26 protein-coding genes are annotated in these 25,118 nt (G+C 39.5%); 12 read left to right on the top strand and 14 right to left on the bottom strand.

What is annotated here, in order from left to right:
* Nucleotides 1–678 precede the first annotated feature (678 nt).
* The 7 genes from AC33VI_RS07255 (at nucleotide 679) to AC33VI_RS07225 (ending at nucleotide 7,634) form a co-directional block, all read left to right on the top strand.
* Complete coding sequence (locus AC33VI_RS07255; protein WP_491781593.1) at nucleotides 679–1,215, top strand: hypothetical protein; 537 nt, start codon at nucleotides 679–681, stop codon at nucleotides 1,213–1,215.
* A 36-nt stretch (nucleotides 1,216–1,251) separates the two neighbouring features.
* On the top strand, nucleotides 1,252–2,439 hold the full coding sequence (locus tag AC33VI_RS07250; RefSeq protein WP_491781592.1) for a PAS domain-containing sensor histidine kinase: 1,188 nt from the start codon (nucleotides 1,252–1,254) through the stop codon (nucleotides 2,437–2,439).
* 453 nt (nucleotides 2,440–2,892) lie between these two features.
* A complete protein-coding gene (locus AC33VI_RS07245) occupies nucleotides 2,893–4,422 on the top strand; it encodes a CmpA/NrtA family ABC transporter substrate-binding protein (RefSeq protein ID WP_491781597.1) in 1,530 nt (509 codons plus the stop codon).
* Between the two features lie 162 nt (nucleotides 4,423–4,584).
* Nucleotides 4,585–5,412 (top strand): nitrate ABC transporter permease, encoded by an 828-nt coding sequence (gene ntrB, locus AC33VI_RS07240; RefSeq protein ID WP_491781596.1) that lies wholly within the window; start codon nucleotides 4,585–4,587, stop codon nucleotides 5,410–5,412.
* Entirely contained in the window at nucleotides 5,409–6,293 is an 885-nt protein-coding gene (locus tag AC33VI_RS07235) for an ABC transporter ATP-binding protein (RefSeq protein ID WP_491781595.1), read from the top strand. Before ntrB ends, AC33VI_RS07235 begins: the two co-directional genes overlap by 4 nt.
* 132 nt (nucleotides 6,294–6,425) lie before the next feature.
* Nucleotides 6,426–6,869 carry a cyanase gene (gene cynS, locus AC33VI_RS07230; RefSeq protein ID WP_491781591.1) on the top strand — a complete coding sequence of 148 codons (444 nt, stop codon included), beginning with the start codon at nucleotides 6,426–6,428 and terminating at the stop codon, nucleotides 6,867–6,869.
* Between the two features lie 336 nt (nucleotides 6,870–7,205).
* Entirely contained in the window at nucleotides 7,206–7,634 is a 429-nt protein-coding gene (locus AC33VI_RS07225) for a nuclear transport factor 2 family protein (RefSeq protein ID WP_491781590.1), read from the top strand.
* Here AC33VI_RS07225 and AC33VI_RS07220 read toward each other — a convergent pair.
* Together AC33VI_RS07220 and AC33VI_RS07215 are read right to left on the bottom strand one after the other, a co-directional pair.
* A complete protein-coding gene (locus AC33VI_RS07220; protein ID WP_491781589.1) occupies nucleotides 7,631–8,422 on the bottom strand; it encodes a dienelactone hydrolase family protein in 792 nt (263 codons plus the stop codon). The two genes, AC33VI_RS07225 and AC33VI_RS07220, sit on opposite strands and share 4 nt — an antisense overlap.
* Before the next feature lie 89 nt (nucleotides 8,423–8,511).
* Entirely contained in the window at nucleotides 8,512–9,411 is a 900-nt protein-coding gene (locus tag AC33VI_RS07215) for a helix-turn-helix domain-containing protein (protein WP_491781588.1), read from the bottom strand.
* A 98-nt stretch (nucleotides 9,412–9,509) separates the two neighbouring features.
* On the opposite strand from AC33VI_RS07215, the gene AC33VI_RS07210 reads away from it, so the two are divergent.
* The gene (locus AC33VI_RS07210; protein WP_491781587.1) at nucleotides 9,510–9,764 is read left to right on the top strand and encodes a type II toxin-antitoxin system Phd/YefM family antitoxin; all 255 of its coding nucleotides are present in this window, start codon (nucleotides 9,510–9,512) and stop codon (nucleotides 9,762–9,764) included.
* A 121-nt stretch (nucleotides 9,765–9,885) separates the two neighbouring features.
* On the opposite strand, the gene AC33VI_RS07205 is transcribed toward AC33VI_RS07210, so the two are convergent.
* From AC33VI_RS07205 to AC33VI_RS07175, 7 genes are all read right to left on the bottom strand, one after another.
* Complete coding sequence (locus AC33VI_RS07205; RefSeq protein WP_491781586.1) at nucleotides 9,886–10,056, bottom strand: hypothetical protein; 171 nt, start codon at nucleotides 10,054–10,056, stop codon at nucleotides 9,886–9,888.
* Nucleotides 10,057–10,209: 153 nt separating this feature from the next.
* Entirely contained in the window at nucleotides 10,210–10,599 is a 390-nt protein-coding gene (locus AC33VI_RS07200; protein WP_491781585.1) for a type II toxin-antitoxin system death-on-curing family toxin, read from the bottom strand.
* Nucleotides 10,596–10,817, bottom strand: coding sequence for an AbrB/MazE/SpoVT family DNA-binding domain-containing protein (locus AC33VI_RS07195; protein WP_491781584.1), 222 nt, complete (start codon nucleotides 10,815–10,817; stop codon nucleotides 10,596–10,598). The genes AC33VI_RS07200 and AC33VI_RS07195 overlap by 4 nt, the downstream gene beginning before the upstream one ends.
* A 94-nt stretch (nucleotides 10,818–10,911) precedes the next feature.
* Nucleotides 10,912–11,835: a nucleoside hydrolase gene (locus tag AC33VI_RS07190; protein WP_491781583.1), complete on the bottom strand. Its 924-nt coding sequence runs from the start codon at nucleotides 11,833–11,835 to the stop codon at nucleotides 10,912–10,914.
* 292 nt (nucleotides 11,836–12,127) lie between these two features.
* Nucleotides 12,128–13,609: a glycosyl hydrolase family 57 gene (locus AC33VI_RS07185; RefSeq protein WP_491781582.1), complete on the bottom strand. Its 1,482-nt coding sequence runs from the start codon at nucleotides 13,607–13,609 to the stop codon at nucleotides 12,128–12,130.
* Between the two features lie 84 nt (nucleotides 13,610–13,693).
* The gene (locus tag AC33VI_RS07180) at nucleotides 13,694–13,822 is read right to left on the bottom strand and encodes a hypothetical protein (RefSeq protein WP_491781581.1); all 129 of its coding nucleotides are present in this window, start codon (nucleotides 13,820–13,822) and stop codon (nucleotides 13,694–13,696) included.
* A gap of 18 nt (nucleotides 13,823–13,840) precedes the next feature.
* Entirely contained in the window at nucleotides 13,841–14,152 is a 312-nt protein-coding gene (locus AC33VI_RS07175) for a DUF3067 family protein (protein ID WP_491781580.1), read from the bottom strand.
* 285 nt (nucleotides 14,153–14,437) lie between these two features.
* On the opposite strand from AC33VI_RS07175, the gene petC reads away from it, so the two are divergent.
* Complete coding sequence (petC, locus tag AC33VI_RS07170; RefSeq protein ID WP_491781579.1) at nucleotides 14,438–14,992, top strand: cytochrome b6-f complex iron-sulfur subunit; 555 nt, start codon at nucleotides 14,438–14,440, stop codon at nucleotides 14,990–14,992.
* 78 nt (nucleotides 14,993–15,070) lie between these two features.
* Nucleotides 15,071–16,057 (top strand): cytochrome f, encoded by a 987-nt coding sequence (gene petA, locus AC33VI_RS07165; RefSeq protein ID WP_491781578.1) that lies wholly within the window; start codon nucleotides 15,071–15,073, stop codon nucleotides 16,055–16,057.
* Between the two features lie 68 nt (nucleotides 16,058–16,125).
* Here the strand turns inward: petA and AC33VI_RS07160 are convergent, their stop codons facing one another.
* A complete protein-coding gene (locus AC33VI_RS07160) occupies nucleotides 16,126–19,620 on the bottom strand; it encodes a WD40 domain-containing protein (protein ID WP_491781577.1) in 3,495 nt (1,164 codons plus the stop codon).
* Nucleotides 19,621–19,757: 137 nt separating this feature from the next.
* Here AC33VI_RS07160 and AC33VI_RS07155 point away from each other — a divergent pair, with 137 nt between their 5' ends.
* A complete protein-coding gene (locus AC33VI_RS07155) occupies nucleotides 19,758–20,333 on the top strand; it encodes a DUF4126 domain-containing protein (RefSeq protein ID WP_491781576.1) in 576 nt (191 codons plus the stop codon).
* A gap of 144 nt (nucleotides 20,334–20,477) precedes the next feature.
* Here AC33VI_RS07155 and AC33VI_RS07150 read toward each other — a convergent pair whose 3' ends face one another.
* The 3 genes from AC33VI_RS07150 to AC33VI_RS07140 all read right to left on the bottom strand — a co-directional run bounded on the left by AC33VI_RS07150 (nucleotide 20,478) and on the right by AC33VI_RS07140 (nucleotide 23,095).
* Nucleotides 20,478–20,960 carry a flavin reductase family protein gene (locus AC33VI_RS07150; protein WP_491781575.1) on the bottom strand — a complete coding sequence of 161 codons (483 nt, stop codon included), beginning with the start codon at nucleotides 20,958–20,960 and terminating at the stop codon, nucleotides 20,478–20,480.
* A gap of 162 nt (nucleotides 20,961–21,122) precedes the next feature.
* Nucleotides 21,123–22,577 carry a glycoside hydrolase family 13 protein gene (locus AC33VI_RS07145; RefSeq protein WP_491781594.1) on the bottom strand — a complete coding sequence of 485 codons (1,455 nt, stop codon included), beginning with the start codon at nucleotides 22,575–22,577 and terminating at the stop codon, nucleotides 21,123–21,125.
* 200 nt (nucleotides 22,578–22,777) lie between these two features.
* Nucleotides 22,778–23,095 carry a hypothetical protein gene (locus AC33VI_RS07140; RefSeq protein ID WP_491781574.1) on the bottom strand — a complete coding sequence of 106 codons (318 nt, stop codon included), beginning with the start codon at nucleotides 23,093–23,095 and terminating at the stop codon, nucleotides 22,778–22,780.
* Nucleotides 23,096–23,340: 245 nt separating this feature from the next.
* Between AC33VI_RS07140 and AC33VI_RS07135 the strand changes: the two genes are divergently transcribed.
* Nucleotides 23,341–24,063, top strand: coding sequence for an ATP synthase subunit I (locus AC33VI_RS07135; RefSeq protein WP_491781573.1), 723 nt, complete (start codon nucleotides 23,341–23,343; stop codon nucleotides 24,061–24,063).
* 97 nt (nucleotides 24,064–24,160) lie between these two features.
* On the opposite strand, the gene AC33VI_RS07130 is transcribed toward AC33VI_RS07135, so the two are convergent.
* Nucleotides 24,161–25,118 (bottom strand): ELWxxDGT repeat protein (locus AC33VI_RS07130; protein WP_491781572.1); only part of this gene is annotated, 958 nt, incomplete at its 5' end.

Genomic DNA, 25,118 nt, shown 5'->3' with positions numbered 1-25,118 from the left:
GACTTTTTTGGTTTGTTTTTCATCTTCAATAATTAGGATTGTAGTCATTTTTACTTACTCGAACCATCGCAACAGAATATATATACTAAATACTTGAATGCGATCGTGAATAGTAGCAAAAGATACAAGAGACTTTAGACAGTTGCTGGTTAATAAATCTTTAGAGATTGGTTAAAGGTAAAGGGGAAAAGGAACATATTCTAAATTCTGATTATTTTAACGATCTACATTGACATCTATTTTTGTTTATATTCTTTGTAAGTGGACGCGCTAGTAGGTTGGGTTAGTGACAGCGTAATACCAATTCTCTATAACAATGCACTAAATAAAAAATTCTTCTTTTGCGCCTTTGCCCAGCACACCGATCTGGGCTTGCCCCATTTGGCTCGGGGTAAACGCCTTTGCGAGAAACAAAATCTTAATAAGATTAAGTGCAACTTCAAGGAGAAATGGTATTACCCAACAAAACTTTGCTCTTTGTTGGATTTCATTTGTCAAACGTCACTTTCTAAAACGGGTAGAACATCCGCAACGCAGTGACTCCCTAACTTATAATTTTATTGTTACTGTGTAAGCCTAGTTAATTATTATCTGTTTTGAATATTGGGATATTATTTTTGGCGGTAAAAGCAATCATCAATCTTTATTGTATGTGTTTGATTTATTGAGAAATTACAAATGACAGAAAAATATATTATTGCAGGTATTGTTATCTGTTCTTGCTTGATTTTGAGTTTGTTCTTGTTAATCATTAGAGCTTATGTTACTCAAAATCCTCTATTTAGTTTTTTGCATGATGATACTTTGAATTCTGAGATGACTATCATTGCATCCATAGCTCAAGCTATGTATTTTATAGGATTTTTATTTTTCTTATTAATTATTCTATTTTTTTTTTTATTTAATTATCAGTGGTATCAATTTTTAGTCTTACCTATATTTGCTTTTTTAGCTTCGATATTAGCTTCATTTATCTTTTTATTCAAAAGTTATGATTGGCAAATAGATTATTTGAAATATAGATATGCAGGTCTACTGGTAGGAACAGTTGGTGCATTTGGGCAGTATATAAAAGTGGAATCTAATCTTTTATCTACAGCCCATAAAATTCAGTTGTCAGGAAAGTTTGATTTATTTTTAACCTTTCCGTTTTATATTTTTTTGATTGTGGGATATTTATTATTAATGTTTTCTTTTCCATCCAGTAAACAATAAAATATTTTTGTTCTTAGTAAAAATCAAAAGGAATTTGTGAATCAAAGATCGAATCAAACAGATATCGAACTTGCTAATCTGCGTCGGCAAAATCAGTTAATTCTTAACTCTGTAGGGGAAGGTATTTATGGTTTAGATACGAGTGGAAATGTTACCTTTGTCAATCCTGCTGCTGCCGATATTATTGGTTGGGATATGGACGATCTAGTAGGTAAATCGATGCACAAGATATTGCATCATTCTAAATGCGATGGAACTCACTATCCCAGAGAAGATTGTCCGATTTATGCTGCTTTTAAGGATGGCAAAGTAAGACGGGTAGAAAATGAAGTTTTTTGGCGTAAAGATGGCACTAGTTTTCCCGTTGAATATATTAGTACGCCAATGCACGATGAGAAAGGAAAGTTAATTGGGGCGGTAGTTACTTTTCGCGATATTACCGAACGAAAACTAAGCGAATCACTATTACAACAGGCGAATGAAGAGTTAGAAGCAAGAGTAGCGCAACGTACTGAAGAATTAAGCCAAGCCAACCAACAGTTAAAACAATTAAATGAAGTTCGTTCTCGTTTTGTCGGAATGGTCTGTCATGAGTTTCGCAATCCTTTGAATAATATTTCTTTTTTAGTATCTTCTTTAAGACGCTATACTCAAAAACTTTCTGCTAATAAAAAAGATGAATATCTATTGGATATTAAAGCAAATATCGATCGCATGACTCAAATGACTGACGAATTATTAGTAATCAGTAAGATCGATAATGAAAAAATTGATTTAGCTAGTGATTGGATCGATTTAGTGGAATTTTGCCAGGGAATTATTAGCGAGTTCGAGCAAACTAATGATAATAATCCAATTATATTTAACTCGAATAGTCCTAATTTAAAAGTAAAACTAGATGGTCGATTGCTAAGATCGATTATTATTAATTTACTCTCTAATGCGGTTAAATATTCTGCCGATCGCGCAGAAATTAAGCTCGATCTAAATCTTCAAAGCGATCGCTTAATAGTGGCGATTGAAGATCGAGGTATTGGTATACCTCAAAGAGATAAAAAACTTATTTTTGAACCATTTCATCGAGGAAAGAATGTTAGTAATATTCCTGGTACTGGACTGGGCTTACATATCGTGAAAAAGTTCGCGAACATATTAAGTGGAGAAATCAAAGTTACCAGCAAAGAAAATAAAGGTACTAAAGTTGAAGTAATAATTCTGTTATAATTTTTACTGTTTTAATATTTTTATGGTCACTTCAAATATATAATTTATTCACTGCAATATTTTTAACTTTAAAAGCTAATAAAAGTTATATTTTCACAAAAATAAATCCAATGTTTTATTAGTTAAAGTTGTGATAATTTATTGTCTAAGCATCAATACCAAATTCACAATAGGCTCTTAGTTAGTAGCGTATATCTCTTAGTTAAATGATTTGGCAATGCTTGATGGGCAAGATAAGAATATTAGCAAATATGGAATCGAGCATTTTACTCAAACCCCATGTTTTTATAGATAAGTAGCAATTATTACTAAAAATATTAACAACTCAGATTAGAGAATCGAATCATGGTATTCACTACAAATAGTAATAAAAATAAAATGCAGGATCTTCTCAAGACTTCAGGAAGTTTGAGCGAATTGAGTTCGACCTGCACTGTCTGCGGTGGCTTTCATATGAGTGACGACCACTGGAAATTCATGGCAGATATGCCTCAAGATCCAGTGGAAATGATTGACGACCTGGTTAAAATGGGGATTTATCAACCTAATGCCCTTAAAATGGCAGATGCGGTCAACGCTGCGGATTTGAGAAAGACTTTACTGTTAAAAGTTGCAGGAAAAGGCGACCCCAAACGAGAAAAATTAGTTTTAGAACTTTGCAAACAAGCAGGGGGTATTGAAAATGCTTTTGCTGCTGCTTTTGGACAGAAGGCGGGTGAATTTTTTGGCGATGTTCGCAACAGCCAGTTTAGTCGCCGTCGCTTCCTGAAGAATTTGGCGGTGGGTGCTGCTTTAGTTTCCCTAACCAATTGCGCCCCCAATCAAGGAGACGATCCTGCAGTAGATGATTCTGCTGCCCCGGTCGATACTAGCAATCTAGAAAAAACAGACCTCAGAATTGGATTTATTCCCATTACCTGCGCTACGCCGATTATTATGTCCGAACCCTTAGGGTTTTATCAGAAATACGGCTTCAATGCAGAAGTAGTTAAAATGCCTAGCTGGGGGGCAGTTCGAGATTCGGCGATCGCAGGAGAACTAGATGCTTACCATATGCTTGCACCGATGCCCATTGCCATGACCTTAGGTTTGGGTTCGGCTTCCTTTGGAGTCAAGCTGGCTAGTATCGAAAATATCAACGGACAGGCAATTACTGTTGCTAACAAATATAAAGGTCAAATCAATGGCCCTGCTGACTTTAAAGGTTTTAATATCGGCGTGCCTTTCCCCTATTCGATGCACAACCTGTTGTTGCGCTATTACCTAGCCACTGGCGGCATCGACCCCGACAAAGATGTGAAAATTCGCGCTGTACCACCACCAGATAGTATCGCCCAGTTGGTAGCGGGAGACATCGACGCATATTTAATGCCCGATCCCTTTAATCAAAGAGCAGTTTTTGAAGAAGCAGGCTTTATCCACAAACTAACTAAAGAATTATGGCCAGGACATCCTTGTTGTGCCTTCGCAGCTAGCGACAACTGGATTAATGCTAACCCCAATACCTTCAGGGCATTAAACAAATCGATTATTGAGGCTGCGGGCTACGCTAGCGATCCTGCTAACCGCGTTGAAATTGCTAAGGCGATCTCGGAGAGAGCATTTCTCAACCAACCTGTAGAAGTGGTCGAAGCAGTCTTAACGGGTAACTTTGACGATGGTTTGGGCAATAGCTTGAGCATACCCGATCGCATCGATTTCGACCCCTATCCCTGGCAGAGTTTTGCTAACTGGATCTCTTCTCAACTAGTGCGTTGGGACTTACAGGGAGATGGTAAGGTTAAAACGGCGATCGCTGATGGTAAATACGAAGAAGTAGGTAAAGAAGTCTTTATGACCGATTTGGCGAGAGAATTAGCCCAAGAAGTCGGTCAGACTCCTCCCACCGAGATTTATCGCACAGAAACCCTAGAATTCGATGAATTCGATCCCGCCAATCCCCAGGCGTATGTAGACGAACAAATTAAAAAATACGGCGTTTAGTCATTGAATATTAAACATTGAGCATTGAACATTGCGAGGTGTTATGCCCTTGTGGTACAAAACCGTTACGGAGGTGTACGATCTTGAGGTTATTGTCGAGGGCGAACATTACTAAATGCTTGGCGATTGCTGATAAATGTTAACTGATAAATGATAAATGAAATGACAGCAGTTCGAGAACGAGTAATTAAAAGTCAAAAAGATAACGGGTTACTAGAGAACGATAATGTAAAAGCATTGTTGCTTTTCTTGTTGTCCTTGGGCATATTTCTTCTATTTTGGGAAGTTGGGGCAAATATGAAATGGTTTGCTAAGGGCGTGCCTACTGCATCTCTGACCATCAAGGAATTGTGGTATTGGGTGACTCATCCTTTCTACGATAATGGCCCGAATGATTTGGGAATTGGTTGGAATTTATTGATTAGCTTGAGACGGGTAGCCATTGGTTATACTCTAGCTTCAATTATTGCCGTACCCCTAGGAATATTGGTGGGAATTTCGGAAGTAGCATTCAAAGCTTTTAACCCCTACTTCCAACTTCTCAAGCCCGTATCCCCTTTAGCTTGGTTGCCCATAGGTCTATATCTATTCCGCGACTCGGAATTAACGGGCATTTTTATTATTACCATAGCCAGTATTTGGCCTACCCTAACTAACACAGCTTTTGGCGTAGCCAATGTAGATTCTAGCTATCTCAACGTTTCCAAAACATTGGGTGCATCCCGTTGGCGGACGATCTTTAAAGTCATTATTCCTGCTGCCTTGCCTAATATCATCTCAGGCTTGCGGATCAGTATGGGTATCTCTTGGCTGGTAATTGTAGCTGCGGAAATGCTACTAGGTACGGGACTGGGTTACTTTATTTGGAACGAGTGGAATAACCTTTATATTCCCAACATTTTAGTAGCCATCTTTATCATCGGTATCGTCGGTATCGTTCTCGACCAAATCTTTGCCTACATAGAAAAATTAGTTTCATTCGGAAGATAGTGAGTACATCTTTTTTACCCAATAAAAATATCGTGTCTACCGATCCTAGCAATGCTCAAATATCCTTGCGTAATATTGCCAAAGTTTTTCCTGGTCGTAAAGGTTGGCTGAATAAACTAACGGGACAGGCAAGTTCTGACTTTGTGGCGATCGAAGATATAAACCTAGATATCGAACACAATACCTTTGTCTCAATAATTGGGCCTTCGGGTTGTGGCAAGTCTACCCTGCTTAATATTATTGCGGGTTTGAGTTCTGCCAGTGGCGGGGAAGTCAGAATTAACGGACAGATCGTAGATAAACCAGGGCCAGATCGCGGTATGGTTTTCCAAAACTATGCCCTGATGCCTTGGATGACAGTGCAAGACAATATTAAGTTTGCTGTGGAAACCGTGTTTCCCAAAATGCCCGAAAAACAACAAAAGCGCATCATCAAAGAAAATATTCAACTGGTGGGCTTAACGGGAGCAGAAAAGAAACATCCCCACGAACTATCGGGGGGGATGCGACAACGGGTAGGCATAGCCAGGGCATTAGCGATAAATCCCCAGATTCTCTTGATGGACGAACCTTTTGGGGCGTTGGATGCCTTAACTCGCGGTTTCCTTCAAGACGAAATCGAGCGTATTTGGGAACAACAGCGCAAAACCGCCATCATGATTACCCACAGCATCGACGAAGCCTTACTGCTGTCCGATCGCATCATCATGATGACCAAAGGTCCCGCAGCCAGAATCGACGAAGTATTAGAAGTACCCTTCCCCCGTCCTCGCGATCGCACTACCGTCGAAAACCATCCCGAATACCTCAAGTTAAAACAAGAGATGGAAGATCATTTGTATCGCGAAACTAGGGCAGTTGAGGAGGCGAGGATCAAATAACTTGCTAACAAAATCGATCTGTCAGGGTTGGGAGACGGGGAGACTGGGGGACTAGGAGAAGAGGTGATTAGATACAACGAACGACTAACGATTAACGATTAACTACTAACATTCAGCAAGAGGAATTAAATTATGGCAATCGCAGAAATTACCGAAAAGCTATTAGCAGCTAAAAAAGAAAAAGGCGTTACTTTTGAAGATCTAGAAAAAGCCGTCGGCAGAGATGAAACTTGGATCGCATCGGTGATTTACCGTCAAGCTAGCGCAGACATGGACGAAGCCACCAAAATCGTCACTACATTAGGTTTGCCCGAATCGATGGCAGAAATTCTGACCGTACCTCCCCTCAAAGGATCTTTAGAACCTCAAATCCCCACCGATCCTTTAATTTATCGCTTCTATGAAATCATGCAAGTATACGGAATGCCCGTGAAAGCAGTAGTTCACGAAAAATTTGGCGATGGAATTATGAGTGCGATCGATTTTTCCATTGAAGTTGACAAAGTACCCGATCCTAAAGGCGATCGCGTCAAGATTACTATGTGTGGTAAATTCCTACCTTACAAGAAATGGTAACACCGTAGTGTGGGCATTGCCCACCCTACAAAATCTTTGAAATTATTAATCCCAATCCCAATATTCGTTGGCTTCAGATAAAGTTATTGCCTTATGTAATAGTTCTTCCGATTGAATCATACGAGAACACAAATCGGCTGTCTGACAACATTCTTCAAAGTCTGTGAAATGAATATAACAGGGGAAAAAATGTCTTGCAATCTATTCCTTCAGTATCGAACTTGGGTTGTTTCATAAATAATTTAAAAAAATCTTAGCGATCGCGAAACTAGTTATTTATTTCATTTGAGTACTTTATTAATTACTAATTACTCATTATTCATTCCTAAATTAATTATGGAAAGCAAACCACCATTCCCACCTTTCAATTTAGAAACCGCTACCGCTAAAGTACAGGGTGCAGAAGATGCTTGGAATACCCGCAACCCCGAAAAAGTAGCCCTAGCATATACCGTAGATTCCCAATGGCGCAATCGTGCCGAATTCATTAACGGTAGAGAAGAAATTGTTGCTTTCTTGCGTCGCAAGTGGGCAAAAGAATTAGACTATCGTCTCAAAAAGCGACTCTGGAGTTTTAGAGAAAATCGTATCTCTGTTTGTTTTGAATACGAATGGCATGATGACGGCGGTTTTTGGTATCGGGCCTACGGTAACGAGAATTGGGAATTTGCCGAAAACGGTTTGATGATGCGTCGCGAAGCCAGTATTAACGATGTGCCAATTAAGGAATCGGAAAGAAAATTTCTCTGGTCAAGAAAAACTTAGTATAAATTATTTTCAAATAATTCCAATACCTGTTGCCAAGCATGAGAAGCAGCTTCAAAATTAAAACTAGGATGTTGTTTGATAAATGGATACTTATCTTGAAAAAAGCTAGCAAAGAATCCATGTCCAGCATCATAACGAAAGATATGATGCTTTATCTTCTGTTTTTGTAATTCTGCTTCGATGTGTTGTGTTTCTTCCTGAGATAGCAAATGATCCCTATTGCCATAAAACAGATAAATAGTACCCTGAATTTGAGAAGTCAGATTAAGAGTTGGCGTCTCTTCGCCATAGCTAGAGGTGGCAATACCACCACCATAAAATGAAGCGGTAGCTTTGATGTCGGGCAAAGTTGCTGCCATGTATGCAATATGACCGCCAAAACAGAAACCGATACAGCCGATCGCTTTATGTTTAACAATATCGAGTGTTTTTAAATAAGCAATTGTCGCTTTAATATCGCTAAATATTTCTCGATATCGCACTTGTTGAAAATATTGCACGCCGATTTCATAGGCTTCGGGACTATAACCGCAATCTTCTGGGCTAAAGTCGCGAGAGAAACCTGGCGCAATTCGTTGATACATGGCAGGCGCGATCGCAATATAGCCCTGTTGAGCAATTAAATCGGCAATTTCCCTAATATTCTGATTAACGCCGAAAATTTCCTGAAAAACAATGACAGCAGCTTTTTTTCCTGCTTTGACTGGTTGCGCTAGATAAGCATCGATCTTTAAGTCTCGATTTGGTATTTGGACGTAGCTGGTTTTAATTTCAATCTTACTCACGATTTATCTGGTTAACTCTTGTCTACTGCTGCTAGTTTAGAATTCGCAGTTTGCCAGATTCTAGAAAAAACTTGCTCGATTTGAGTAAATTATTGCGATCGCGTTTGTAATTGTTTTGGGGTCAATCCCGTAAAACGTTTGATATATTTAGCGAAGTGACTGCGATCGCAAAATCCCAAGCTAGCTGCAATTTCTTCCGCACTTAATTGACTGTGTTGTAGCAAATATTTTCCTTTCTCGATACGACGCTGCAAGATGTATTGATAGGGAGTTTTACCGAGGCTTTTTCTAAACAAACGGATAAAATGATACGGGCTAATTTGCGCGATCTTTGCTAGTTCGACTATTTTTAAATTGCGATCGAGGTTGGCGTCAATATATTCTCTAACTTCTTTTAGCTTTAACGACGACAAACCGTCTTCATAGCTAGATAGTTTGGGTTTTGTCGAACAATATTTACGTAATAAATGAATGGCTAAAGTAGTTTTCAGATTATCTACCAACAAACTACCGCCCATTTGATTAGTCTGTAATTCCTCTCTTAACGCCGCAAAAATCCCCTCAATCAGAATATCTCCTCGATCCATAAACTGAGGTATGAGAGTCAGGCGATCGCAATCCACTAAACCTTGACCGACTTCTTGTAATAATCTTGGTTGGATCGCCAAAATACCAAACTTCGCAGCAGTATTCCAGTTACACAAATGTGCAATACCCGCAGGAATAATCGCAATATCGCCGCGATTTCTTCTCTCTTGCCGAATTTTCCCATCAAGCGATCGCTCTCCTGAAGCTACTGAATCGCCCACGCCACAAGCAATAACGTGCATTGTATGTTGATGTTCGATGGTTTCAAATTGAGGCTGTTGATGAAATTCTAGATGAAGATCTTTCCAGCCACTACTAGCAAGAATCGCAGGATTGGGGACAATACTATTTGATGCTTTTTCCTGTTTGTAATCCAGCAGTTTAATAGTTTGTTTTGGCATTAGTTATCTCACTAATAAATCTATATTTGGGTTTTGGGAAAGAGCAAACTAACTTTTAAAACTAGTACTATAAAATGTACAACTCCTAAGATCGAATTATGGATATTCATAATGCTAGCCAAGCTAGAGCTAACTTATTGAAGCTTTTAGAACAAGTCAATCAAGAAAGCAAACCTTGCATTATTACTTTTCCCAAAGGCGATGGGGTGCTAATTTCTGAGGATGACTGGGACAGCATACAAGAGACACTCTACTTACAATCAATTCCAGGATTTGTAGAATCTGTCAAACTAGCTAAAGTAGATGATGAATGGGTGTCTGAAGCAGAATTCATGAATGAGTTGAATGTTTAAATTAGATTAAATCGGCGGGATATTCATCATCATGAAACTTACAGCCGTTTTCAGTTGAATAGCTCTCTGGGAAAATTTACTAGTTCGTAGTTTTTAGTTCTTAGTTCTTAGTTCTTAGTTTTTAAAGTTTAATTATGTGGTCTACCCATGTGAAAAGCGCAGTAAAAAGTGTTAAGTCCTCTGATAATTTTAGTTCTTCTTCAATTTTTTTTGCTTGTATTTCATCTTCAGGTGTCCATTCTGTAACATCTACATGAATAAAATCTTCAGATCGACCTTCTTTCCCCAACACACTGGTTTCTGTGGCTATTCCTACAATGTGCTGAGCTTCTGGAAAGCTTAACTTTGCAATTCCATAGCATAACTAATGCTACATCAATATTTTTGTGTATATCTATTCCATACAGAATAATCTTAAGATTGCACATTAAGCCTAGTGCGATCGCTATTTTACTTCTACTGACTTTAATTCAAGCCACTTAGCCAAATCAGTCTCGTCTATTTGACTATCCGCCAACTGCATCCATACCCGATATTTTTCTAAAGTTGATGCTTTGAGATCGTAGCCATTTAATTTAAGAAAAGTTCCCATGACAACGTAAGCTGTTCTCTTGTTTCCATCTATAAAAGGGTGGTTTTTAGCAATGCCATATCCATAAGCTGCTGCTAAATCAAAAATACCTGGATTACCGTAAGCAAATTGGTTCTTTGGTCTATATAATGCTGATTCCAATAATCTCCGATCTCTAATTCCGTCGCTACCGCCATGTTCTGCTAATTGACGGCGGTGAATAGCAATTACTACTGCTTCATTTACCCAAACAGGTGCAATCATTCGGCTAATTTCCTTAGCACGTCACGATCTTCGCGCATAATTGATTCTGCGATTTCCATTTGACTGACAAATTCTTCATCATAAGCACTAAGTTCGACTCCTCTCGGTGTTTCTGTGACATAAAGAGTGTCACCCTTACCGATGCGTAGCTTTTCGAGGAGTTCTTTGGGCAGAATTACCCCAGTTGAATTGCCAACCGTAGTTACTTTTAATTTCACGATTTTTACCCAAGTCAATTCTGTTATAACAAATAATATAACATTTTTATTTGTCATCAAATTTAGCGATCGCATTGCTAAAAACTAACTAAATCTATCTAGCAAACTGTTGCAATAAATACTGATAAAACTCTGGTTTATCTACTTCGGTCATTACCTTAATCTTTCTACCACCAGATTTAAGAACAGTTCTTCCTTGACTCGCACCAGTAGTAATGATGTCTGTTTCTTTTTCTTCTACTCGATACAATTCTGGACGAGCTAAATATGCCGTCGCTAAGATATCCCAGCAGTAATAATCTTGGGGAATAGCCAGAGAATAACACAAGCCTACTAAATCTGAGATGGGATATCTGCGTTGTTTGGCTAGAGTACGAATAAACTGCGGAGTTACGGGAACGTTGTTAGTGAGATCCAAAGGACATAGAATAATGGGAATATTAGTAGACCAAATTTGCTTGGCTGCGATCGCATCCCAAAATACATTCCATTCGGCAGTACCATCGTGTTCTAAAGCATAGCCTTTTTGGACGTTTCCCCCAACGGTTAACGCTCCTCCCATCCAAACAATTTCGGCAATTTTTTCAATAATCTTGGGTTCTATTGCGATCGCTTCTGCTACTGTCGTTAGAGGTGCTGTCACCATCAAAGTTACTGGTGCGGGTGCATTCTGTAACTGTTGGATAATAAATTGTTGCCCTGTTGTTTCTGCTAAGGGTGTGGCGATCTCATCCCCTTCGTTGAGAATGGGAAAATGATCGATAATCGTGCAGTCGCGACGAAAATCTGGGGGAAAAGGATTGATACCCCTTACAGTGCTTTTGGCGACGGTAATATTGTTACATTGCATCAAGTCTAATATCTTGCGACTGACATTTGTTGCAGCTTCGAGATAACAGTCGGCTGGAGTGACTACTATGCCTATGGGTTCGACTTCCCTCATCGTCATCAGCAAAATCATAGATAAGAAATCATCGATCGCACCATCATGATCCATCAATACCAACTTTTGAGCCATAGTTATAGTCGTTTCGATCGCTCTAGTTATTAGTTATTAGTTATTAGTTTTTAGTTTTTAGTTTTTAGTTTTTAGTTTTTAGTTTTTAGTCCTTCACTAAAAACTAATAGCTACCTTAACTAGTCAATACTCTTATCTCGAACTGAGGTTAATTACTCAGGCGATCGCATTTTACAAGAGATATTGTGCAAGGCGGGCGACGCGAAGCTAGTCCTAAAGGATATCCCCATACGAGGACAAGCCGCGACCCATATACTTTAGTGCAATGCCCACCCCACTGGTAATATCTAACTTAGTCTTTTAACAAAGCTTCTCCTCTACGGAATAATTCTCTGGCGTATTCCGTCCAAGTACCCTGTCCCCAGTAGCGAAAACAACTAGTCTCCACCAACATTACATAGAGCAATGCTTCTTGGTATTCTTTAGTTCTGGTAATGGTAGGATCGCTTGCCACAAGAGGATCATATTTTTTGTGAAACATGGCACTTAATTGATTCATGGGTTCGAGTACATTTTCATAACCCTTAACCCAACTCAAATCGTCCGTCCAAGATGCCCCATCCATATGGAATTGATGGTCTGTCTCTTGCAAGCGAGCGATCGCTTGTTCTACTTTTTCACTGGTGGCTGTATCGGGATCTACTTCCTGCCAAATTTTATGTTGTCCGACAGCTTGGCAAGTAGGATAGTCATCGGGATTGACTCCCGCAGCTTCGATTAATTCTAGATATTCCGTACCGTTTAAGCCAACAATGTGGGAATTGTCTTTAAGTTCGTACCATACAGGTTGGAAATCGCGAGCGTATTCGTTCATCATTACCCCGCCATTTTCGCCATCAGCGATTTGATTGACGCAACTAGGAACGGAAATATTGCCGATTTGCTGTCTGCCTCTGCCCTTAGCTTCGTGATAGGGTTGCATTTGAGCTACCAATTTAGTATCCGAACCTTGGGTTTTAATTAAAGCAGTAATACTAATAGTTTCTCCCTTAGAATTCCGAGCTACCAAACGATTGGGAATATATTTATCGTCGTGGTGCAAGCCAGAGCCGTCTAGTCTTTCTACAGAATGTTCTTGTACCAACAACCAACGGTAACCGCACTCTTTAAGAGCTTTAATATATTCATAAAGAGTATCGGGGTGATTGGGTAGGTGCATTTCTGGAGGAGAAAAGCCTTTAACTCGCGCCAAAGCATCGTAACCAAACATGGCTGCAAAGTAATGTTGCCACGCCTGAATTTGCAATTTAAGATCGGGAATGGGAGTAGAAGGAACTACTGCATGACTCCACATTGTTCCCAACCACTCGACATAGGGATAGTATTGCGGATCGCAAGCAATTTTTTTCAGATTGTCTAAAATATCGTTACGTCCCATCTGCTGTATGCCCCAAAGCAGATTTCCCGAATAGTCGAGCATAATGCGGGGATTGCAACCATTGACTACTAGTTCGGGTATCCAGTCTGCCATGCGTTTATAGCACCAAGCAAACACTTCTCCGTTGTGATTATCTCCATCGTGGGGATTGTCGAGCATATTTTGAAGATTGCTAATCAATCCGCCATCCACCCCTGCGGGAATAGTTGGCTGGTGCATATGTAAAGCGCAAGCAAAACCAGCATTAACTTGGGAAATGTCGATGTTGCTGTCGTTGAGAAATATCGATCGCTCTTGATTTACCACAGAGGTAATTTCTGACTCCCAACCGCAAATATTGGGCAAGCCGTTGGTTGTTACTTCGAGATGATGTTTTCGTTCTTGTGCGACCGTCATTATTGTCCTCGAATGAATAGAATAACGTTTATTCATTTTAGGGTTTGTGGTTTCCCACAGTCCGCAATCTTAGAAGAATAATTGTTAACCGATCTTAAGAAGAGTTAAGGTAGGGGCGCGACCAGTCGCGCCCCTACAGAAGTTAGGAGTCACAAAGGCGATCGCTCCAGGAAATCCTTGAGGACGGTCAGTCAGCCAAGAGGTACGACCCATTAATTGATTGACAAAGCACTATTCCAAAATCCATTCCGAACTGCGTTCGCCCAAATCAAGTTGAATGCTAACGGCTTTACCCAACCGAGGACGTTCGCGAGTTTGGTTGATAAAAGATTGAAACTGCTCTACACCATTCCATTCATTGAGATAGTTGGCGATCGCATTGAGATTTTCGGTATATTGTTGGGGAGAAAGGGGGAAAGAAGCTTGTTCCAAATATTTCCACATTACCTGCACGAAGATTTTACCTTTAACTTTTCTTAACTGTACGTCGTAGGAACAGCCCCATTTTTCGAGCAAAAGTTGGTGTAATTGTTTGCCTGTCATAATTTTTAATATTTATTTGTAAAAAAAAAGAAACTAACTCTGGGTGGAATGCAGACTCGTTCTCTGTAATAATTTAATACATTGGTTCATATTGCGTATAAAGTAAAGTTTGAGAGGTCGTCGCGCCAAATCAATTTTTGGTTATCACTCTTGGTAAAACTTAACCGTATAATCTACGCAAGTTTTAAGATAGGAGAACTAAATAAATTCTTTTAACTAGAAAGACTTTAGAGATCTCCCAGTCATTATCCTACCTTTAGAAAAAAATACAATTAATCTATAGTTATGGCTCAAGTTTCTGGTAATGTTCCCAACGAGGACAATAACGTCCCCGACATGGGACGCAGACAATTTATGAATTTGCTCACTTTTGGCTCAATCACAGGAGTAGCCTTGGGAGCTTTATATCCAGTAGTAAATTATTTCATTCCCAACACTGGTGGCGGTGCTGGTGGTGGTGTAACTGCTAAAGACGCATTGGGTAATGACATCATTGTCAGCGAATTTTTAGCAACTCATCAAGCAGGCGATCGCACTTTGGCTCAAGGTTTGAAAGGCGATCCTACTTATGTTGTGATTGAAGGAGATTCAACTCTACGTAACTACGGTATCAATGCTGTCTGTACTCACTTAGGTTGCGTCGTACCTTGGAATGCTAGTGAAAACAAATTTATGTGTCCTTGTCATGGTTCTCAATATGACGAGACAGGTAAAGTAGTTAGAGGTCCTGCGCCTCTATCTTTGGCATTGGTTAATGCTGAAGAAAAAGACGATAAATTAGTCTTTACCCAATGGACTGAAACTGATTTCCGTACTGGTGATAAGCCTTACTGGACATAAAATAAACAACAACTTTTTTTGCTCCATACCAAATATTATTCATCTCTATTAATTTTTTTGAGATTGTTGACAAAACAAATGAGAACACTAAAACCATTGGCAGTATTAAACTTTGCCAAGGCTGTAATTGCTAAATCTGCTGTAGTTGCGATCGCGACTGTAGCTATTTTCTTCGCCAGTGACTTGGCAGTTTCCCAATCTGCTGCTGCTTATCCTTTTTGGGCGCAACAAACCGCACCCGAAACTCCTAGAGAAGCTACGGGTAGAATTGTCTGTGCTAACTGTCACTTAGCAGAAAAACCAGCAGAAGTTGAGATTCCTCAATCTGTTCTACCCGATACTGTATTTGAAGCTGTAGTTAAAATTCCTTATGACCTTGAAAGTCAGCAGGTGCTAGGAGACGGTTCTAAAGGGGGTTTAAACGTTGGTGCGGTATTGATGTTACCTGAAGGATTTAAAATCGCTCCCGAAGACCGCATTCCTGAGTCAATGAAGGAAGAAGTTGGCGGTGTATATTTCCAACAGTACAAAGAAGGTGAAGAAAACGTAGTCATCGTTGGTCCTCTACCTGGAGACCAATATCAAGAGATCACTTTCCCCGTACTATCTCCCGATCCCAAAACTGATAAAAACATCAACTTTGGTAAATATGCAGTTCACCTAGGTGCTAACCGCGGACGCGGTCAAGTCTATCCTACTGGAGAAGCTAGCAACAACAACCAGATTAAAGCTTCTGCTGCTGGTACGATTGCTGCGATCGCATCCCAAGAAACTGGTGGTTACGAAGTGACGATCGATACTGCTGATGGTACTGTCACCGATGCTATCCCCGCAGGCCCAGAATTAATCGTAGCGGAAGGTCAAGAAATCGCTGCTGGCGAAGCTTTAACTAACAATCCTAACGTTGGTGGTTTCGGTCAAATGGATGCGGAAGTTGTGCTACAAAGTCCCGCTCGTATTGGTGGTTTGATGGCTTTTGTAGGCGGTATCATGATTTGCCAAATTCTACTAGTTGTTAAGAAGAAACAAGTAGAAAGAGTTCAAGCAGCAGAAATGAACTTCTAATTTATTTAGCTGAAATTAAATAACAAATCAAGGCAGGTTTAAACACCTGTCTTTTTTTAGATGTTTTTTTATTGACAAAGATCGCTATTTTCTTGTTCTCGAACGCGAGAATTAGTTTTGAGATAGTCCTCAATCCAATTGCAACCATAAGTAAGAGGATCTAGATTGAGAATGTGTTCTAAATCCCACAGCTTGACTAATTTATCTTCCGAAACGCTGGCTAACTTTTTACCGTCAGGACTAAACGCCACATTCCAGACGCGACCGCGATGTCCCCGCAAAGTAGTTAATAATTTACCTTGCAAATCCCAAATTTTAATTGTATTGTCAGCACTAGCAGAGGCTATTTTGCTACCATCGGGACTGAACTCCACATCTAAAACTATTGCCGAGTGACCTTCAATGGTTCTAATCAATTCTCCTTGAGAATTCCATAATTTTATATTTTGTTCTTTGCCAGCAGTCGCAATAATTGGTCGTTCGGGATGAATAGAAACCGATCGCAATCCAGTATTATCGGCAAGAATTTCATTAATTAGACTGCCATCACTACGCCAAAGTTTGAGATAGCGATCGTGACTGACCGAAGCAATTAAGCGATCGTCATGGCTAATATCAATATCTGTAATAATAGCTTCATGAGCAAAAATAGTTCGCTGCAAAACTGCTGTAATACCCTTGAGAAATGGCTTTAATTGCCAAAATCGAATGGTTTTATCATAGCCACTGGAAATAAAACTTTTACCATCTTGGAAAAAATCAACATCGCTGACAGGAGCATTGTGTCCTAGGGAAGTATGTTGCAAACTACCGTCCTTGCGCCACAATTCAATCGTCCGATCTAAACTGGTAGATGCGAGTAAATTGCCATCGGGACTAAAGGCAACTTCGTAGGTTTCTGCATTGTGTCCTTGAAAGTTGGTTTCAACAGTACCATCCAGTTTCCAAAGTTTGACAGTGCGATCGTCGGAAGCCGTAGCCAGATAATTTCCTTGGGGGGCAAAATCCACGCTCAAAATACTAGCTTTATGTCCGTAAAAAGTAGTAACCAGAGGATCGTCAATCTGCCAAAGTTTGACTTTATTATCCCAACCTGCAGTGGCAACAGTCGAACCATCGGGAGACCAGACCAATCTCCAAACTCTGCCTTGATGTCCTGCCAAGATAGAATGCAAAGTGCCATTAGGATACCAAAGTTTGACTGTCTTATCCCAACTACTAGTACCAATAATTCTGCCATCAGGAGAAAACTTCACCCCTGTGACTGGGGCTTCGTATCCTGCGAGAATTTTGATTAATTTTCCATCCAACTGCCAAATGCGAGCCGTGTTATCGTCACCACCAGTTACTAGAGTTTGACCATCTGGACTAAAATCGATACCGCGAATGGGGAGTTTGTGAGCGGTAAAGGTATGTAATATATTGCCTGAAGTATCCCATAATTTGATAATGCCCCCTCGATCTCCCGTCGCAATAATTTGACCGTCCGCAGAAAAAGCCACCGCTAAAATTTCTTTCTTGTGACCGACTAAGACATTTATCAAGCCTCCTTTGTTATTCCACAATCTGACAGTTTTATCTTCACTAGCAGAAGCAATTTTATCTCCTTGGGGACTAAAAACTACCCGATGTACGCTACCTCGATGTCCGTTGAGGGTATTTTTTAGCTTTCCCTCTCGATTCCACAGCCTGATTGTATTATCTTCACCAGCAGAAGCCAGCAAATCTTGGGTGGGGCTAAAAGCCACATCAACTACAGAATCTTGATGTCCTTCAATCGTATGAAGTAGCTTGCCATCTGCCCGCCAAATTTTTACTGTATTATCAGAGCTTGCAGACGCAATCAAGTTGCCATCTGGGCTATAACTAACGCTGTTAACAATATCTTTGTGATCGATAAAAGTATTTTTTTCGTTTGCATTATAAACTGCTTGTTGCAATGCTAAATCTATTCCCGAAGCGATTTCGGGGTCAGTTTTATTAAGTTTTTTAAAATCTTGTTTGGCTTTAATTGCTTCGACCAGGGAAGCAAAACGTTGTTCGGAATCAAACAAACTTTCTGCGGAAGTTATCAAAGCCTGTAGCTTATTATTTTCAGCTTTAATTTCGTTGTTTCTGGCTTGTTGGTAATTGCTATAGGCAGTAATGCCCAAAATTGAAGAAATCGCCAAAGCTGCACCCACAGTACTCAATAAAAATCTTTGAGTTTTGGCTAATTTTTGTTCTTGAATCAGACGAGTTTCTACTTCTTGGAGTCTTTTAAACTCTAGAGTTTGACGTAATTCTTGCTGTTCTTCCTCTTGAGAAGCATTCAAAAATTGATATTCTATTTGACTGATGTTGTGGTTATTAGCCCAGGTTTGAGCGTCTTCTAAAGCCTGACCCCGCAAAAGACGAGAGCGATCCTGACACTGAGAAGCCACCCAAAATTTTAGTTCTCTACTGTAGGGACATAATTTATCTGATTGTTGGTAGACCCAATCTAGATTAAAAATTTGTTGATAAATTGGATTGCGAATTACTAGTTTCTGATTTGATTTAACTACTAAATTAGTCAGCAATAGCAATCTTTGTTCGGGACTATCATCGGCGGGAATCGAACCTTGAATTAGAATTTGTTCGGTCAATCCTAACAGACGACTGCTGGTTTGTTCCTCTCTGAGCAAGCGATCGCGAACTGTTTTAAAATGTTCTGGTTCGTCTTGGGATTCCCAGTTAGTAATAATTTTATCCTGTACGATACTTTCAATCCACTCTATATCGTATCCAGGCAGAGGGCAAAAGGGATTATTTTTGACCGTACTGACGATTGACTGACAGAGTTTTTGGGTTAGGAAAGGTTGTCCCCCAGTCCAATGTAAAATGTCTTCTAAAATTACTTTTGGGTTTTGAAATACGTCTTGCAGACCACACATCAACGGTCGAGCTTCTTGGGCGGTAAATCCAGTCAATTCGATCGCCCGACCGATGTTAAAGGGAGTCCGACTGGAATCTCTAATTAATTCTCCTGGGGTAGCTACGCCAAATAAAGCAAAGCTGAGGCGGTCGAATTGCTTATTTTCGGCTCTAGCATTATAGAAATAACGGATTAAAGCAAAAAAGTCGTCCGTAGCAAAATCTAAACTTAAAACACTATCAATTTCATCGATAAAAATAAATATCTTTTCGGCGGTAATTTCTGTGAGGATTACTTCGCTAATAAATAAATTAAGTTGTTGAATCGGAGAAAGATCGGAATGTTCTTGCCACCAAGTTTTTAGAGAAACTTTTCCCATCAGATCCAAACCTCGCCACATTTCTGATGCCAGGCTTTTGTACCATTGCATTGGCGCGATCGCTTGAGAGCCAATATTGGTCATATCTAGGGAGACACAAGCATATCCCCGCTGTTCTAAACGGTTTTTGACTCGAACTCGCAAACTAGATTTACCCATCTGACGACAGTTAAATATGTAGCAGAATTCTCCTTTTAATAATGCTTGATAAAGTTCTCGATCTGCTTTTCTGGTTACATAGGTAGAGGAATTAAAATTGAGACTCCCTCCTACTTGATATTCGACCATTATTAACTTGCTGTTTGATATTGAAAATTGCCTTGAGATATCACTTAGATCGTTCGAGAAACAAAACAATCCCTTAACTACGTCAATAATATAAGCAGTCGTAAACTAAAAAAGATAATTATTATTGTATTAATTTTATGGAAATTATTGTGGCACTTTGTCTGGAAATTACTCTCAGCGCAGCTTCTGGGTTTAGAATTTTCCTCCCTCCTTTAGTGATGAGTTTAGCTTCTATTTATGGCGACTTAGAACTAGCTTCGGGTTTTCAATGGGTGGGGACATACCCCACAGCGATCGCTCTAGCTATAGCTACGATTGTAGAAATTTTGGCATATTATATTCCTGTAGTCGATAATTTTTTAGATACCATTGAAATCCCTACTGCTGTAGCCGTGGGAACTTTATTAACTGCTGCTAATCTGGGGGATGTTAACCCTCTCCTGCAATGGAGTATCGCTGCGATCGCTGGTGGAGGTACGGCGGGTATTATTGAAACTTTTACTGCTATGACTAGAGTGGCATCTACAGGAATGACGGGAGGTACGGGGAATTTTTTAGTTGCTACTACCGAAGCCTTAAGTTCTGGGGTATTGTCTATTTTGGCGATCGTCTTACCCTTTCTCGCAGCAGCCCTGGCGATCGGTCTTTTGGTTACGGCGATCTCTAAATTTCCCAAATTTATTAGATCGTGGAAACGACGGAAAATGCAATAAACTGCAATTATTTGGTATGGCTATAGATAAAGGAGTAAGAGTTTGACATCAACAGCTGAGGAAAAAAAGCCAAATTTATGACAGACTCTTACAACTAAATTACGGATTCCCATTTACCAAAAATAAGTAGGAGGAATAGCTAATTTATCCGCCATACTCCCAGCCAGTACTAGATAATAATAGCTGATTACCTTCGCGGTGAATGCCCGAAGCAATTACTTCTCCTACATATACTGTATGGTCGCCTTTTTCCACCGCACCGACTACCTGACATTCGACATAACCCAAAGAGTCTTTAATAATTGGGCAACCTGTAGCCTCTCCCTCATAAAATTCTACATCTTCAAATTTATTACCTACACGAGTTTTAGGTTTAAAGAAAGACGCTGCCAAATCTTTTTGTCCTTCTTCTAAAAAGCTGATGGCAAACACTTGAGTATTTTTAATCATTTCGTGGGAAGTAGTTCCTTTTTTGACGCAATTAACTACTAAAGGAGGTTCAAAAGAAGCTTGCATTAACCAGCTAACAGTGAAACCATTCATTTCTTCTCCCTCTTTAACGCCACAGATATACAATCCGTGAGGGATTTTGCGTAACATTGTTTTTTTTGCCTGTTGGTCTAACATAGAGTCTTGCTCCTCGATTCATTTCTATTAACTAGCCTAGACTATCAGGCTTTTGCAGGGGAAAAAACTGGCTAGAGTTAGATAAGTAGTCGTGCACCCTCGACAGTCGCTTTAACGGGTAAAGAAATTTAATTCCTTGTTTTTTTGCCGATTGCTAATAAGTTAGATAATTATCAACCCATTTCTAGCAGGGATGGTAATTTCTAACTGGCGATCTTCGGGATTGTTGTGCCAAGCCAATCTTCCCGAACCCCAGGCAAGATTATCGGGGTGAGATTGCAATTCTGTCACGGCAAAAGTAACTACCGATTGTTCCTTACCGACGTTAACTGCAACAATTACTTCTTCACCTTCTAAAATACGAGCAAAGACATAAATAGTTTCATTGGCATAAAGAATTTTATATTTACCCGTTCGTAAAGCAGCATATTGATGACGCAGAGCAATTAATTCTTTATAGATTTTGAGAATTTCCACATCCCATTTTTCAGTTTTGGGAAAACCACGACGACAATCAGGATCTTTGCCTCCTCCTAAGCCGACTTCATCTCCATAAAAAATACTCGGCGTGCCTGGAAAAGTCATTAACAATAAGGTAGAAAGAATAAAACTACTTTTATCTTCTCCTACTGTCGTAATCATTCTAGGAGTATCGTGGCTGTCTAGAAGGTTCAATTGTGTCTGTTGGATTTCCCAGTCATATAACTGGAGTAAGTCATTAATTCTGGTGGCATATTCATTGCCTGAAATGGGTGGATAGGGGCGAAGTTCATGCTGACAATATTTAGGATCGTAATTTTCTCCTCCAGCAAAAGCAATAGTAGGTTCGGTAAAACGATAATTCATTACCCCATCAAATTGAGTACCATCTAGCCAATGGCTAGCATCTCCCCAAATTTCTCCCACAATATAGGCTTCGGGGTTTACCGCCTTAACGCGATCGCGAAATTCTTGCCAAAATCCAGGAGTATCAATTTCGTTCGGTACGTCTAACCGCCAGCCATCAATCCCTTTATACAGCCAGTATTCTGCCACCTGCATGATGTATTCCCTAACTTGAGGATTGTCGTGGTTGAATTCGGGTAAAGCGCGATCGCCGATCCAGCCTTCATAGTTAGCTGGTTTTGCGCCATCATAAGCGGATAGGGGCCAAGCAGTAACTTTAAACCAATCTAACCAAGGAGAACTAGGGCCATTTTCTAGAATATCGTTAAAAAAGAAAAAACCCCGACTGGCATGGTTAAATACTCCATCTAGCACTACTTTAATATCTCTTTTTTTAGTAGCTTCAATCAAAGCATCAAAAGCAACATTTCCCCCCAACATAGGATCTACTTGATAGTAGTCGTGGGTATGATAGCGATGATTGGAGGCAGACTGAAAAATTGGCGTAAAGTAAAGGGCATTAATGCCCAAATCGACCAAATAGTCTAATTTTTCGATTACTCCCCAGAGATTACCTCCTTTGTATCCTTGATAGGTGGGGGTAGCGTCCCAACCTTCGTGTTGAGAGGCTTCCCACTGTCCTTTGATGGTAGCCTTTCCTTTGGCAAAGCGATCGGGAAATATTTGGTAAAAAATGCTATTTTTTACCCAGTCTGGCGTTTTAACCATGATTGCTTGAAAATTTTTGATTGTATATCTTAATCATTTTCCCTCTTCTAAAACTGGATCTATTAAACATATTATTAATTTTTTCTTAAATCACAATAAACCGCTTCCAGTCTGAAACCAAGAGTTTTAAGCTTTGAAAGGAAGAGAGATTTTTTATGCTGCTTTCTCTAAATAAAAATTTCACCTTAGATTCCTGATTGTAATCAAGCATATTTTTGACAGTGGGGACAGACAAATAAATCCATGTCTACTATTTCACCACAACTAGTGCAGGTTTTCATCGTTCCTCTAATTAGTCCGATAGTTTTCTGTCTTTCGTCAATATGTCGATTTTTCTTTTCTTTGAGGCTCTTTTTCTGACTGGGTAAAAATAAAGCGATCGCAACTCCCAAATAACTCAGCAATGCACCCAATAAAAATCCTTGAAAACCATTTCTACCTTTTTTCTCAAATATAGTTAAAGCGATCGTTCCAGGAATTAGAGAATAAACAAAAATATTGCCGATTAATGCTTCTGACATTTTTTAAAATTCTGAACTTAATTTTTTTATCTATAAGATCGATGATATTCGGTATTTTTTTAGATCGCTATGTTTATAGAGATGTAAGGTTTAATGCAAATGGCTTACGGTAGATGGTGGAATAAAGTACACTAGCAAAAGTAAACAAGATTGAGTAGTATTACTGAGTTACATCTTAGTCTCAATCGACAATAGAGTAGTGATGCTCTAACTTATCCGAGCGTGATTGGTAATGGTGAATATCTGTGTCCAAAACATTTTCTAGCCGACAGAAAACGTTAAATTTATTGATAAAAGATAAGCAGTTACGTAATATAAGTGGCTGGTTAATTCTAGTTGCGATCGTTGCCTTGTTGTGGTGCTGGAATTGGAAACTATTTCTAGCTACTACAGTAGGAATGAGCTTAATGAGTTTTAGTTATTTACTGCAAAATCCTTATTGGCAAAGCTACTGGCAAAAATGGCAGAAATTTTTGGCAGGCTCGAATCGTCAATTGATTTTAGCTGTGGGTAGTGGTGCGGTAGGTTCGTTTTGCACTTATTTGGCTGCTTCTATTTGGGCGGATGCGGAAAATCAATGGTTGGCAACGGGAGCGATTTTACAAGGAATTGCTAGTTTGACTACTCTATCGGTTTTATTTTGGTCTTTACGACAAAAAAAAGATAATAGTATAGAAACTGAATACGATCGCTTGGTAGCAGATTTAAGCGATCTAGAACCTTTAAAACGTCTAGTTGCTATCAGACGCTTGACTCGTTTATTGCTTGGTAACAATTTGCCAGCAGAATATTATGCTCAATCTATTGAATATTTTCAATTGATGTTAGCCGAGGATCGATCTCCTGCCATTGAAAATGCTTTATTAGAAAGTTTGGAACTTCTAGATTTTAATCCAAGCGATCGCTTAAAAAAACATCAAGTCAGAATTCCCCTCAAGATCAAAGATTATCGTCTAAGTAAAGAATAACCTTAGTATTTATTAATAGAAGGGGCGACACAGTAGGGTCAAAAGTAGAAATAAAAAAGGAGACTCAGAAATACTAAATCTCCCACAAATCATTGGTCTAGATCGTTACAAAGCTATCAGAAGTTAGATTTTCAGTATTGATGCCATCAAGGGTAGCTAATAGTTCGTCACCAGCTTGAATTGTATTTCCCGAAAGGATCAAATCGGTAAATTCAAGACTTCCTCCTAAACCAATGCTATCTATCCTCACTTGAAAATCAATAATTATATCTTCTCCTTCACCAGACCTTAGTATAAATGTGTCTCCTCCATCTCCTCCAACTAAAGTATCCGAACCAACACCGCCATCAATTGTATCTTTGCCATTATCCCCCGATAAAAAGTCATCTCCAGTGCCACCAGTTAAACTATCCCTGCCATTTTCACCGAAAAGAGTATCATCGTCAGCACCACCATTCAAAGTATCTCTGCCACCTCCACCAACTAAAATATCTAAACCAGTTTCTCCATTGAGAAGATCTCTCCCATCTCCACCATTCAAAATATCATTACCAGCACCACCGTCCACGGTATCTTTACCTTCTAAGGCATCAATTCGATCTGCACCGTCTGTACCAACCAGGTTATTAGCTCGATTATTACCAATAATAATGTTAATGGGATCTTCAACAGTTAGTTTAAATAGTTCTCGACCATTTTCCCCATCATCGGCACTAAAGAATAATTCATCACCAATGACAGTCAAATTCTCAGCATAAGAACCATACGGATAAATGTTAAAGTCAATGCCAGGACGGATATCTGCAACTAATTGAGTGCCTTCTATAGTGCCATCAGTAACCCAGATTTCTCGACCATTTTCTCCATCATCAGCGGTGAAATAAAGCTTGTCGTTAAATTCAACAAAATCACTAGCATAAGAACCATAAACATAGCCATAATTACTACTACCAGGACGAATATCTGCTAGTAATTGAGTACCTTCTGTGGTGCCATCAGTGACCCATAATTCGTTACCATTTTCCCCATCATTAGCAGTGAAATAGAGCTTGTCG

Source organism: Waterburya sp., from assembly GCF_058530065.1.
The sequence above is the reverse complement of the archived record's forward strand: the minus strand, read 5'-3'. Positions and strand labels throughout refer to the sequence as shown.

Coding starts and splice junctions, on each gene's coding strand:
- AC33VI_RS07200 (WP_491781585.1), bottom strand. CDS start 10,599: ATGATTGCACCTGTTTGGGTAAATGAAGCAGTAGTAATTGCTATTCAC.
- petA (WP_491781578.1), top strand. CDS start 15,071: ATGAGAACACTAAAACCATTGGCAGTATTAAACTTTGCCAAGGCTGTA.
- AC33VI_RS07140 (WP_491781574.1), bottom strand. CDS start 23,095: ATGTCAGAAGCATTAATCGGCAATATTTTTGTTTATTCTCTAATTCCT.
- AC33VI_RS07245 (WP_491781597.1), top strand. CDS start 2,893: ATGAGTGACGACCACTGGAAATTCATGGCAGATATGCCTCAAGATCCA.
- AC33VI_RS07190 (WP_491781583.1), bottom strand. CDS start 11,835: ATGGCTCAAAAGTTGGTATTGATGGATCATGATGGTGCGATCGATGAT.
- AC33VI_RS07225 (WP_491781590.1), top strand. CDS start 7,206: ATGGAAAGCAAACCACCATTCCCACCTTTCAATTTAGAAACCGCTACC.
- AC33VI_RS07180 (WP_491781581.1), bottom strand. CDS start 13,822: ATGGGTCGTACCTCTTGGCTGACTGACCGTCCTCAAGGATTTCCTGGA.
- cynS (WP_491781591.1), top strand. CDS start 6,426: ATGGCAATCGCAGAAATTACCGAAAAGCTATTAGCAGCTAAAAAAGAA.
- AC33VI_RS07160 (WP_491781577.1), bottom strand. CDS start 19,620: ATGGTCGAATATCAAGTAGGAGGGAGTCTCAATTTTAATTCCTCTACC.
- ntrB (WP_491781596.1), top strand. CDS start 4,585: ATGACAGCAGTTCGAGAACGAGTAATTAAAAGTCAAAAAGATAACGGG.
- AC33VI_RS07150 (WP_491781575.1), bottom strand. CDS start 20,960: ATGTTAGACCAACAGGCAAAAAAAACAATGTTACGCAAAATCCCTCAC.
- AC33VI_RS07255 (WP_491781593.1), top strand. CDS start 679: ATGACAGAAAAATATATTATTGCAGGTATTGTTATCTGTTCTTGCTTG.
- AC33VI_RS07215 (WP_491781588.1), bottom strand. CDS start 9,411: ATGCCAAAACAAACTATTAAACTGCTGGATTACAAACAGGAAAAAGCA.
- AC33VI_RS07155 (WP_491781576.1), top strand. CDS start 19,758: ATGGAAATTATTGTGGCACTTTGTCTGGAAATTACTCTCAGCGCAGCT.
- petC (WP_491781579.1), top strand. CDS start 14,438: ATGGCTCAAGTTTCTGGTAATGTTCCCAACGAGGACAATAACGTCCCC.
- AC33VI_RS07175 (WP_491781580.1), bottom strand. CDS start 14,152: ATGACAGGCAAACAATTACACCAACTTTTGCTCGAAAAATGGGGCTGT.
- AC33VI_RS07185 (WP_491781582.1), bottom strand. CDS start 13,609: ATGACGGTCGCACAAGAACGAAAACATCATCTCGAAGTAACAACCAAC.
- AC33VI_RS07210 (WP_491781587.1), top strand. CDS start 9,510: ATGGATATTCATAATGCTAGCCAAGCTAGAGCTAACTTATTGAAGCTT.